A 12,529-nucleotide genomic window follows, 5' to 3' on the forward strand; every position below is an offset into this window, starting at 1 on the left:
CCACAAATTAAAAGTATATGCCTAGTACATTCAAACATACCGCCATTAAAGTTTTAAAAATTACTGGAATTTCGATTGCGGTAATTTTGTTTTTGCTATTTATTATTCCCTTGCTTTTTCCTGGAAAAATTGCTTCGGAAGTAAAGAAAATTGCCAACGAAAGATTGGACACCAAGCTGGATTTTACCAAATCTAAGCTTTCCTTTTTTACGCATTTTCCGTCGCTGACCGTTTCTCTAGATGATTTGTCTATGACGGGTTCTAAACCTTTCAGCAATGATACTTTATTGAAAGCCAATCAGGTTGCTTTCGGAATCGATATCAAGAGACTGCTTTTTGATAACGAAGTCAAAATAAACAAACTGTATGTTTCTGATGCGCTGATTAATATTATGGTCAACGAAAAAGGTCAGGCCAATTATAATATTTATGTCGCTCCAGAAGATAGAAATAAAAAAGAAGATCCAAATGCTCCAGAAGAAGGAACAGCCATTCGATTGGAACGTATTGATCTGCAAAACTGTCATGTAAAATATAACGACCGTTCAGCTAAAATTCTGGTCGATGCAAAAGGTTTTAATTATGTTGGAAAAGGAAATCTGAGCGAGGACATTTTTGATCTCGCGACTGATGCGAAAATCGATAATCTGGATTTCTTTTACGACCGAACCGGTTATTTAAGACGAAAAAAAGTCAGTGCCGATTTAATTACCCGAATCAATACGCACGCCCTTACTTTTATTTTACAGAAAAATGAACTTCATATCAATAAACTGCCGCTTAAATTTACTGGTTTATTCAGTATTTTAAGAGACGGATATAAAATTAATATCAAAGCCGCTTCAGAAAATACAACCGTAAAAGATTTACTTTCTGTAATGCCACCCGAATATCTAACTTGGCTTGAAAAAACTGAAATTTCAGGAAGAAGCGATTTATTGCTCAGTTTTAAAGGAGATTATAATGTTCAGAAAAACCAAAAACCAAACTTGGCATTCAATTTAAAAATTAATGAAGGTTCGGTAAATTATAAAAATGCCCCAGTTCCTTTAACTGATTTCCAAATGGATTTGAATGCGTTGCTTCCATCTTTAGATACCGAAAAATTATTGGTCAATTTGAGAACATTCAAATTTAAAGTGGGCGAAAAAGATTATTTTAATGCTTATCTACACAGTAAAGGTCTAAGCGAAATGTCGATTAATGCAAGTGTGAAAGGTGCATTAGACCTTGCTGTTGTTGATGCGGCTCTAGGATTAGAAAAAATAGACCTGAAAGGAATTTTAAAAACCGATATTCAGGCGCGAGGGCTTTTTAGCACTTCTAAAAAATTATTTCCAAAAACGATAGGCGGAATTTCACTCCGAAACGGATGGATTAAAACAAGCTATTATCCTAATCCAATTACCAATATCACTTTTGTGGCCAACATGCTCAATAAAGCGGGAACGTATCAGGATCTGATTGTTGCCGTGGCACCCGCCTCTTTTACTTTTGAAGGAAATCCGGTTTATGTAAATGCCACTTTATCTGATTTTAGTGATTTGGCTTATAATGCCAAAATTAAGGGCGAACTGAATGTGGGCAGAATTTATAAGGTTTTCTCGCAAGAAGGTGTTGACATAACGGGTTATGCCAAAGCCGATCTTTCTTTAAAAGGAAAACAAAGTTATGCCACAACAGGACAATACGATAAACTAGACAACAAAGGAACATTATTGCTTAAAAATATAAAAGCAACGTCAGAATTGTTTCCGAAAGCATTCTTTATCAAACAAGGAAATTTCCGTTTTCAAAATGAAAAAATGTGGTTTGAGAAGTTTAATGCTACTTATGGAAAATCAGATTTTGACATTAATGGCTATCTGCTCAATACGATTAATTATTTCTTAGAATCGAAAGGAACTCTGAGCGGCAATTTCAACTTAAAATCTAAACTGATTAATGTTGACGAATTTATGGCGCTTGAAACTGGCGAAAATAAAGACCGTAATATTGAAGTCGAATACGCCAAAGAAGATCATCCAAAAATGAGCGGCGTAGTTATTATTCCGAAAAACTTAAATGTCAATTTAGATGCAAGTGCAGACAAAATTGAATACAATAAATTAGTTTTTAACAAACTAAACGGAAAAATTGGAATAAAAAAAGAAGGATTTTACTTAGAAAACATTACCTTTAATATTATTGACTGCATTTTAGGAGTTAATGCGCTGTACAAGGACGAGTCTCCAACTTCTGCACATTTTGATGCACATTTTACAGCTAAGGATTTTGATGTTCAGAGAGCATACAAAGAAATTCCGATGTTTCATGATATGGTTACTGCAGCTGAAAAAGCACACGGAATAATCTCTGTCGACTATAAAATAAAAGGAGATCTGAATGGAAATATGGGCCCTATTTATGAATCTATGCAAGGCGGAGGAACCATTAATTTGCGTGATGTAAAAATTAAAGGACTGAAACTTTTTGATGGAATTAGTTCTAAAACAGGACAAAACGGTTTGAGCGATCCAGATATGGAAGGAATCGAAATCAAATCGACTATAGATAAAAATCTTATTAGTATTGAGCCATTTACCTTTACCGTGGCCAGTTTTAAGCCAACAATTAAAGGAACTACAAGCTTTGACGGACTTTTGGATCTCAGAATGCGTTTAGGTCTTCCGCTTTTCGGAATCATAGGTTTTCCGATTGTAATTACAGGAACCCACGAAGCTCCAAAAATTAAAATATTCAGCAAAACGGGACAAGAAATTAATCCTGCTGTTTATGATGAAAAAAACAATAAAGTTATTCGAAAAGAAAAAGTAAGCAAAACTCAAAAAAAATAATGATGAGTTCTAAATCTCCACATAGCGGCGGTGCATTCGAAAAATTTGCTTCTAAAGTTTCAAAAGCTGCAGGAAGCACGACGGCATTTATCAGTGCGTTTATTATCGTTTTGGCGTGGGCAGTTTCGGGACCCATTTTCGATTATTCTGAGACTTGGCAATTGGTCATCAACACTGGAACGACAATTATTACTTTTTTGATGGTTTTCTTAATTCAGAAAGCGCAGAATAAAGATTCGCTTGCCATTCAGCTAAAACTAAACGAGCTCGTAGCTTCCAACGAATTATCAAGCAACAGCCTTGTTGATATCGAAAATATGACGGAAGAAGAAATGATCATTATTCAGAAATATTATCACCATTTGAGCCAATTGGCAAAAAAAGATAAAAGCATTAGAACGTCCCATTCTCTTGCAGAAGCAAATGAACTTCATAGCCGTAAAAAAGAAAAAAATACCAAACCAGATAACACTAAAAAGATTGCCAAGAATACCACTAAAAAAATAACCAAAAAATGAAATTGAGCTCTACAGAAACGTATTGGCCTTTAAAAAATGCCATAAAACAAAGTTACCCCTCCCTAGATTCTGATATTCACACCGATATTTTAATTATTGGTGGAGGCATAACAGGAGCCTTAATAGCTTATAAATTACTCAACGAAGGAAAAAAAATCGTGCTTGTAGACCGTCGAGATGTTTGTGGCGGAAGCACTTCGGGCAGTACTGCTCTACTCCAATATGAAATTGATGTTCCTTTGCATCAACTCATCAAACTTCGTGGTGCGAGATGTGCCGTAGACAGTTATCAGAACGGAAAAAAAGCCATTTTTGATCTCCGCAACATAATTGATGCTGTTGGCTGTGACTGCGGTTTTGAGTTCAAAAAAAGCGTTTATTTTACTACTTTAAAAAAAGATGTCCCGTATTTAAAAAATGAATTTAAAGCCAGAAAACAGCATGGTTTTGAAATCAGCTGGCTGAGCCGATCAGAATTGCAAAAAATGGGGCTGAATGCCATTGCGGGCATAGAATCTAAAACTGCCGCTGTTATGGATCCTTTTAAGCTGGCAAGCGATCTTTTGTTTCATTGCCATGAAAAAGGAATGCCAATTTTTGACCGCACCAATATCGCTTCTATTCAGCATCAAAAAGGCAAAATCATTGCTACTACAGATTCTAAATGTGTCATAACAGCGGGGCATATTATACATTGCACGGGCTATGAAAGTACAGAAACCCTAAAAGAAAAAGTGGTCGATTTAAAAAGCACTTACGTTATTGCATCAGAAAGTCAGCACGATCTTCCGGAGCATTTTAGAAATACTATTTTTTGGGATACTGCAGCGCCTTATCATTACATTAGAACTACAGAAGATAATCGCATTATTATGGGCGGCGGCGACGAGGATTTTAAAGATACTACGAAACGCGATAAACTGCTTCCTAAAAAAGAAGCCTATCTTTTAAAACAATTCTTTAAACGATTTCCAGACTTAAATTTCAAAATCGATTATTCCTGGGCAGGAACTTTCGGCGAAACCAAAGACGGCCTTCCCTATTTCGGAAAACCAAATCCTAGAAAAAATGAGCATTATATCCTAGGCTTCGGCGGAAACGGAATCACCTTCAGCGTACTCGGAATGAATTCTATTCTGGATTCCATTCATAACAAAAAAAATACGGATTTGGATTATTATCGGTTTGGGCGTTGAGAAAGGTGCTAAGGTGCTAAGGTTCTGAGTTGCTAAGTTTTTTATATTGAAATTTGCTTATAAAAACTTAAAATCCCCAGGTTTTGAATTCTTCAAAATCTGGGGATTTTACTTTATATATCTTGCTTTAGAGCTAACGACATTATTTTTTAAGTTCCGCTATATCCTTAGTAGCTTAGCATCTCAGAAACTTAGCAGCTTAGATTACGCAGTAATCGCCAAAGAATTCAAATTAAACTTATATTCTTTTGGGCTGCAATTGAATTTTTGTTTGAATATTTTAGAGAAATAGCTTCTGCTGGTGAAACCAATGCAGTAAACAATTTCTGAAATATTTAAGTCAGATGTTCTAATTAGAATTTCGGCTTTTAGAACACGCATGTGTGTGATATAATCGTTGACTGTGCGGTTGTGAATCATTTTGAAGCCTTCCTGAAGTTTGTTTGGGGACAATCCCGATTTTTTGCTTAATGATTTTATAGAAAAAGCTTCTTCTGGACTTGATTTTATAAATTCTGAAAGCTCTTTTATTTCTTCCATTTCTCTTAAGGTCAATCCGTTTGATTCATTTGCAAAAGCATGAAGATCGTCTGAATGCTGTTGAATTTCCATAGCGAGAATAATTCGCATAATACCTTCTTTAAGTAAATTGCGAACAATGCCCGTTTGTGTAATAGAGTTAAGTTGTTCAATTTTTTCTGCAATCTGCAAATTATAAGAACCTATATAAAAGAAATCTGTTACCTGATTGTTTTCAAAAAAAGTATCTTTCACTTGTTGATTTAATGAATGAACTTGATTTGCAGGATCAATTTGAGTGCCGACAATAATTAGGGTCAACTTTGTTTTCTTTCCTTTTTCAAAGTATAAAACATTATCTTGATTTTGCTTAGAAGTTACAATTGCAGTCTGAAAGGTTTTTAGCTTTCGCTCTTCTCCATTCAATCCAAAACTATGTGCAAGATTACCTTTTGAGCAATAAGCAAAATAAATAGGTGACGATTTTACATTTAGAAAATCCAGTCTCACATCTGCAGAAAATGTCATGTCAAACTGAACATAGGAGATATTGTCGTTAAACGAAGCTCCAATTATAGAACCTTCAGCAAAACTATTTTCAACTTGAAGTGCATACTCATCTAAATCAAAAGTCACTTTTCCGCCAAAACTAGTCTGAAGTTCATCAAATATATTTTGAGTTTTTTCTGTATTTATAGTAATAATTTTCATGGTTCGCCGGATTTTAAATTATAATTTGCAAAACAGATTATTTCTATCGAAAATCTGAAATTCAAAGTTCGTTTAAAGACACACCAAGAATGTTATATAATTTTTCGGTTTTGTTTTATAATTCCTTATAAATGTTTAATTTAAGGTACATCAAATAGTATAAGAATATAGTATGAAAAGTTTTTCGTTTGCCCCAATAAGTTCTCCTTCTTCTAAAATTCTGATTTTAGGCACAATGCCTGGAACAAAATCTTTAGAACTCAATCAATATTATGGCCATAATCAGAATAACTTTTGGAAGTTTATGTTTCAGATTCTTGGAGAAGATTTTTCTACTGATTATGAAACTCGAAAAAACCTATTAATCAAAAACAACATTGCACTTTGGGATGTCTTACAATTTTGCGATCGTATAGGAAGCTTGGACAGTGCCATAAAAAATGAAATTGCGAATGACTTTGAAGAATTTCTAGAAATTCATCCTCAAATAGAAAGCATTCTTTTTAACGGACAAAAAGCGGCGGCTTTTTTTAAGAAATACGTTCACTTAACAAAAGAATATAAAACTTTTACGCTTCCTTCTACCAGTCCAGCCAATGCTGGTAAGACTTTCCAAGATAAATTACAGGAATGGAGCATCGTTAAAACCTTATTATAAAGAATCCGTTAAACCTATATTAGGTAACACACTTAATAAAGGATAAAGAAAAAATCAAAAGTTTTTTAAAATGCAAAAAGAATCCGAAGGATTCAAATATTTATAGAATGTTATGCTTTGTCTTGAGTATGACCCCGAAGGGGTCACATTACTGCCAGGTAATTTTCTGCTATAAATATTTGAATCCTTCGGATTCTTGACAGCAAACTATTTTTGCTTCCTGTTTAAAAGGGATCAACATTTTAGAAACCAAAAAACTTCTAAACCACACAAATCCTGTACTCTGCGTAGAAATTTTATAGTTTTTGAATTACGCTCAAAAGCTTATAAACCTATCTGTTTTATATAATAAAAAATTCAAATATTGAAATCATGTAACTTTTTTCGTTTAAAGTATAACAAAATTCAACCACTCTCGATCTAATTTTACATCAAAGAAAAATAAGCCATATTGAAGATTTGATGAACGAAAAGAAAAGGCTTTCTTCTTATTAAAATTTACAAAGCAAACTGTAAAAAGTTTAGTCTATAAAGAGAACATTGGTTATGTTAGTTTATTTTTGGGAAAAAGCTACTCTATAGAAATATAGAGTAGTTTTGTTTTTATAGGCTACCTTTAATCTAAAAAAACATGAAAATTCAAACATATTACAATCATATACGGTTTTATCCACCGCACCATTTTATCTATTATCCTGTTTTAATTTTATTCTTAGCCGCTAGTATTTACTTAGGCATTACAACAGAAGATTATTTAATTTGGGGATTTATTAGCGTAATCTTTATATTTCTTTTTGCATTAGCCTATATGCTGCGCCAGCACTATGCTTTAACGCTTCAAAATAGAATTGTGCGCTTAGAAATGCGTTACCGTTATTTCACTTTAACAGGCAAAAGATTCGAAGAATTTGAATATAAATTCACAGACGATCAAATATTTGCGCTTCGTTTTGCACCAGACGATGAATTGGTTCCGCTTGTAGAAGATGCTTTAAAAAACAGCTTGACAGGCGACGCAATAAAAAAAGCAATCGTACACTGGAAAGCAGATTACCATAGAGTTTAGCAACTATTTATTTTTCTTTTTATTGAAAATCAGATAAAACAGAAATAATATAATCCAAACTGAAATAATTACTACAAAATAAATTCCAATAATATTAGGATGTAAGTAATTCGGTTCGTAAAACAATTTATCCAGAGTTGTAAATTTTTCTGCTAAAGCTTTCCTGTCAAAATTATTTCTGATCGCATTAAGCGGTTCGTCACGGTTAGCTTTATAATGATAAACATCTTGTGTCAGCTCTTTCGGAATCAAATTGGTTTCAATATTGTATTTTCTCAAAAGTGTATCCAATTTCTGGAAAGCGTACGTTAGCGAATCTTTCTTAGCATTATACAATAATTTATAACGATCCACTGCGGCTTGATACTTTTGTTTATCGAGAGAATCTCCTTTTACAGGATTAAATAAAGACTTATTTTCCAGAAAAATACAAATATCATCATCGTGTTCTGGATGAACAGGGACACTCTTAAAAATAATTTGTGTACTGTCTCCTACAATTCTTTTTGAGATTACTCTTTTGTGTATTTCTTCTTTATCAAAACCCAGAATATCAAAAATGCTGTCTGCTGTATTTGTTGTTTTGTCAAAAGTGCTTGTTAAAGCCGTTATCGTATCTATACTATAATAATTAGTTTCTGTAATAGCATATTCACCCGGAACAATAGTGTCTTCTTCTTTTAGTACAGGATAAGGTTTTGGGTATAAAATATTCTCATAATTGAACAATTTCTCCGAACTATATGACGTATATCCATACAAAAACGGATTTAAAACATTCAGCAGTTTTTTATCCTTATTAAAATCATTTTCAGACAATTCTGTTTTCAGTTTCGCATTCATTCCGAAACTATAGCTCACAAAAAAGGAAAAAGTCAAAAAGGAAATAAATAGCAGACAAGCGCCAATCTTAAACAAATTTCCTCCTTTATAATTTTCTCTAGAATGATTTCGAATCAGAAAAATAAGAAAGAAAAGCAAAAACAAACCACTGACAAAAAAATGCGAAATCGAAACATCATCGTAAAATTTAAATCGATAAAATTCGGTGTAGATGTTAATATTTTTAAGCCCTTTGAAGGTTAAATAACCGTATAAAAAATAAGCTAAGTGAATTAAGGCGAGTACAATAACAGATTTTATAAAATAACGTTGTAGAGTTTTATTCATTTTTTAAGGTGCTAAGGTTCTAAGATGCTGAGACTAGAAGTATATTTTTGAAGTTTCTAATATACTGAAATTTTATTTTAGCATAAAAATATTACAAATAAAAAAGACGTGAAAAAAATCACGTCTTTAAAAAATTTTGTTACTTGGACATCTGCCAATCTTTGGTTAGATGCATTGCAGTGCATCTCTACATTCACAGAATCAAAAACCTTTGTCTCTTTGTCACTTTGCACCTCAAAACCTCAGCACCTTAGAACCTTTATTTCGTCAAATCAAACCCCTCTTTAACAATCTCACTTTCAACCTTATCAATCAATTTATTGGTTTTGCCTGTCAATCGTTCTTTTTTCCAATCACCTTTAACATACATAATTACGGTAATAAGTGCCGTTACAACAGACGCGATCGGGAAAGCCCACCAAATACCAACTTTTCCTAAAGAGGTATTGTGCGACAAAATAAAAGCCAACGGAAACTGAATTACCCATTGGGAAACCAAAGTCAAAACCATTGGCAATTTGGTATTTCCAACGGCGCGGAAAACTCCAGTCAAGCAAAGCTGCAAGCCTAAAAATCCCCAAGAAAGGCATGTAATTCTTAATAATTCTGTTCCTCCTTCAATAACGGCCTGGTCGTTTGGAACGAAAAAAGCAATTAAATGCGGCGCAAAAATAAAAGCGATAATTCCAAGACCTGTCAATAATCCGAAACCGAGATAAGCACCTAGTTTTGCAATTTCAGTTGCGCGGTCGATATTTCCTGCTCCAATATTTTGCCCAACTAGAGTCGCAATCGCCATAGATAATCCCAAAGCGGGAATCAGAATCAGCTGAATTAAATTGGAACCTGCTCCGTAAGAAGCGACCGTTAAGGTACCAAAGCGAACAATCAAAAACGTAATCGCCATCATTCCTAAGGCACGCATAGACTGTTCTATAGAAGATGGAAAACCAATTTCAAAAGCTCTTTTTATGTGTTTGTAATCGGGTTTGAAATCGGCAAGACGAATATGAATTCCGTGTTTGCCTCTAAACAGAATTGCAAATCCAATTATAATCGCTAAAAGCTGCGTCGATAAAGTTGCCAATGCTGCGCCTTTTACGCCCATAGCGGAAATAAAATTCCATCCGTAAATAAACAGCGGATCTAGTGCAAAATTCAAAATAACAGTTCCTAAAACAATGTAAACAGGAAGTGTCACACGTCCAACTCCACGCATGATGGATTGGAAAATCATGAATCCAAAACTAAAAACCAAACCGACAAATCCTACTCGCATGAATCCTAAAGCATCTACATAAACTGCAGGCTCTACCTTTAGCAGATATAAAAAATACGGACTTAAAATATAACCAATAATGGATAATACAATAGAAACTATAATCACCATCGACAAAGTTTGTGCGGCAACATGATTAACCATTTTCTGATTTCCTGCTCCAAAATATTGTGCAATTAAAATAGAACCTGCAATAGCCAATCCGGTTCCTAAAGCGATGGTTAAAAATATGACAGGCGTACTTATGGAAACTGCCGCAACGGCATCTCCGCCCAAGCGTCCTACCCAAAAAGCATCTACTAACTGATATGCGGCTTGTAACAAATTAGCAATCATAATTGGAACTGCTAATTTTAATAATGAAGAAAGGATTGGCCCTTCTAACAATTCATTTTTTTTCATTTATTCGAAATAATTATTTAAAAATAAGTTGACATATCAACTTTTAAAGTTCAAAAAAAATTAAAGCGTTTCTAGTTTGTCTGCATAAAACTTTACTGCATTCAACGCTTCGATTCTTTCTTTTGGAGAAAAAACAGACATTACTTCTTCTTCTGCCCTTTTCATCAGTGACCGAATGTTTTTAGCCATTATGATTCCTTCCTCGGTAAGACTTACAATGTTTTTGCGTTTATCCATTTTGTCTTTTACGACCTCAACCAATTTCTTTTTTTCGAGTGCCGAAATACTTCTCAAAATAGACGATTTATCACGCATCGTTTTATCTGATAGTTCTCTCTGCGAAAGACTTTTGTGATTCAAAATCATAAGCAACGGTAATTGTTCCAGCTGCAATGTGATTCCTGCTTCAGTCATTAACGCATTTGTCCGTCTAAAAATTGCTCGTTTTATACGGTTAATCTGAAAGAAGAAACTATCTGATATTTCTTCTTTCCAAAAATTTGAAAAACTTGCTGTATCGGTATGTTTTTTTTCCATGAGGCAAATTTACAAAAAAGAGTGACATGTCAACTATTTTTAAAAACAAATTCTTATTTTACTGATAACCAAATGATTTCCAAAAATAATTCAATACAAAAAAGAAAAATGAAAGATAATTTTCGCTAACTTTAATTGTTAAAATTTACCTAATAAAACTTAAAAAACCAATCTGATGAAAAATTTCCTATTTCTCTTGATGCTAACATTTTTTTGGATTCCGGTAAACGCTCAGAATGTTGCAGATAATATTTCGAGCGAAAGCTTAACAATCTCTAAAACTTCCGACGAAGAATTTCAAGACAGCTATGCAGACGATTTGCCTTGGCATGCAAGACGATTTAAAGTAACTGCGGGTGCTTTTTTTCCTATTAACAATACCGAAATTCGTGTTGATGGCAATAATGGTAACATTGGTACAAAAATCGATCTTGAAGACGATTTAGGTTTTAATAAATCGAGTTCTTCTTTTATGGGAACTTTTGACTGGAGAATTTCAAGAAGATCCAGATTAGGAGCTGAATATTTTGTTTTGAACAGAAGCTCTACCAAAACTTTAGAAAGGGAAATTAATTTTGGAGATCATACTTACGATGTAAACGCAAGAGTAACGGCTTTCTTTGACATACAAATTGCCAGAATTGCTTATGGATATGCGATTATCTCGAAACCTAAATACGAAGCGGGTTTACTTATTGGAGCGCATGTGCTTTTTGGTGATTTAGGTATGCGTCTTGATACTCAACAAACTAGCCAAGAAATAAGAGATAATTTCAGTTTTACCGCTCCTCTCCCTGATCTTGGTATTTGGGGTGAATTTGTTTTGGGAAAACGTGTAGGGCTTTATGCTAATGTTAATTATTTGGCCGCTAAAATTGATAATATAGATGGACACATTATAAGTTACGGACTTTCTGTTTTGTATAATGTGCATCAAAACTTTAGCCTTAATGCTGGCTACACTGGTTTAAATTTTAAAGTAGATGCTGTTGGAAAACGTTTTAACGGCGATTTAAAATGGGGCTATAATGGACCAACGATTACAGCTGTTTATACCTTTGGAAATCATGTGAAGCTTTATAAGCATTGAGGTTCTAAGGTGCTGAGATGCTAAGGTTCTAAGTTTTTTTTACCGCTAAGAATGCAAAGAATTACGCAAGGTTCGCAAAGCTTTTATGCAAAGCTTTCTAACTAAACAAAATATTCTCGCAAAGACGCGAAGGCGCAAAGTTTTTTTGCCACAAATTCCACAAATTTTCGCTAATTTTCGTGTATTTATGGCCTCATTTTTTGTCTTCCTGAGCGAAGTCGAAGGACACGCAAGAAACTCCGCAACGATAATAAAAATTTGTGAAATTTGTGAAATTTTTGGCTAAAAAAAAAATCAGCGCAAACATATCAATAAAGCTTTGCGACTTTGCGTCTTTGCGAGATTAAAATTCAGTATAACGATAAAACTTTGCGAACTTAATTTCTAGAACCTGCATCGGCTTTAAAAAAACATCTTTGCGCACTTTGCGTTAAAAAAAAAACACAATCTGCATCAAAAAAACAAACCCGACCTCGTAAACGAAATCGGGTTTATTACCAAACTTAAACTTACTTAACTTAACTCAAAATAAAACTTTATAAACAT

10 protein-coding genes are annotated in these 12,529 nt (G+C 33.8%); 6 read left to right on the top strand and 4 right to left on the bottom strand.

Annotated elements, in window-relative coordinates:
* Positions 1-17: 17 nt before the first annotated feature.
* From Q9Q97_RS17605 to Q9Q97_RS17615, 3 genes are read left to right on the top strand one after another with little or no spacing between them, the layout of a single operon-like run.
* Positions 18-2,837 (top strand): AsmA family protein, encoded by a 2,820-nt coding sequence (locus Q9Q97_RS17605; protein WP_306159486.1) that lies wholly within the window; start codon positions 18-20, stop codon positions 2,835-2,837.
* Positions 2,838-2,839: 2 nt separating this feature from the next.
* Positions 2,840-3,355: a low affinity iron permease family protein gene (locus Q9Q97_RS17610; RefSeq protein ID WP_306159523.1), complete on the top strand. Its 516-nt coding sequence runs from the start codon at positions 2,840-2,842 to the stop codon at positions 3,353-3,355.
* Positions 3,352-4,551, top strand: a complete 1,200-nt coding sequence (locus Q9Q97_RS17615) for an FAD-binding oxidoreductase (protein WP_306159488.1) — start codon at positions 3,352-3,354, stop codon at positions 4,549-4,551. Before Q9Q97_RS17610 ends, Q9Q97_RS17615 begins: the two co-directional genes overlap by 4 nt.
* 204 nt (positions 4,552-4,755) lie before the next feature.
* Here the strand turns inward: Q9Q97_RS17615 and Q9Q97_RS17620 are convergent, their stop codons facing one another.
* A complete protein-coding gene (locus Q9Q97_RS17620) occupies positions 4,756-5,781 on the bottom strand; it encodes an AraC family transcriptional regulator (RefSeq protein ID WP_306159490.1) in 1,026 nt (341 codons plus the stop codon).
* Positions 5,782-5,953: 172 nt separating this feature from the next.
* Here Q9Q97_RS17620 and Q9Q97_RS17625 point away from each other — a divergent pair, with 172 nt between their 5' ends.
* Positions 5,954-6,439 (top strand): DNA-deoxyinosine glycosylase, encoded by a 486-nt coding sequence (locus tag Q9Q97_RS17625; RefSeq protein WP_306159492.1) that lies wholly within the window; start codon positions 5,954-5,956, stop codon positions 6,437-6,439.
* A gap of 631 nt (positions 6,440-7,070) precedes the next feature.
* Complete coding sequence (locus Q9Q97_RS17630; RefSeq protein ID WP_306159494.1) at positions 7,071-7,505, top strand: DUF6526 family protein; 435 nt, start codon at positions 7,071-7,073, stop codon at positions 7,503-7,505.
* 3 nt (positions 7,506-7,508) lie between these two features.
* Here Q9Q97_RS17630 and Q9Q97_RS17635 read toward each other — a convergent pair whose 3' ends face one another.
* From Q9Q97_RS17635 to Q9Q97_RS17645, 3 genes are all read right to left on the bottom strand, one after another.
* Entirely contained in the window at positions 7,509-8,675 is a 1,167-nt protein-coding gene (locus Q9Q97_RS17635) for a hypothetical protein (protein ID WP_306159496.1), read from the bottom strand.
* Positions 8,676-8,934: 259 nt separating this feature from the next.
* Positions 8,935-10,356 carry an MATE family efflux transporter gene (locus Q9Q97_RS17640; protein ID WP_306159497.1) on the bottom strand — a complete coding sequence of 474 codons (1,422 nt, stop codon included), beginning with the start codon at positions 10,354-10,356 and terminating at the stop codon, positions 8,935-8,937.
* A gap of 60 nt (positions 10,357-10,416) precedes the next feature.
* Positions 10,417-10,893 carry a MarR family winged helix-turn-helix transcriptional regulator gene (locus tag Q9Q97_RS17645; RefSeq protein WP_306159499.1) on the bottom strand — a complete coding sequence of 159 codons (477 nt, stop codon included), beginning with the start codon at positions 10,891-10,893 and terminating at the stop codon, positions 10,417-10,419.
* 175 nt (positions 10,894-11,068) lie between these two features.
* On the opposite strand from Q9Q97_RS17645, the gene Q9Q97_RS17650 reads away from it, so the two are divergent.
* Entirely contained in the window at positions 11,069-11,983 is a 915-nt protein-coding gene (locus Q9Q97_RS17650) for a hypothetical protein (RefSeq protein ID WP_306159501.1), read from the top strand.
* The last annotated feature ends 546 nt before the right edge of the window (positions 11,984-12,529 follow it).

Source organism: Flavobacterium sp. DG2-3 (assembly GCF_030730925.1).
Taxonomy (GTDB): domain Bacteria; phylum Bacteroidota; class Bacteroidia; order Flavobacteriales; family Flavobacteriaceae; genus Flavobacterium.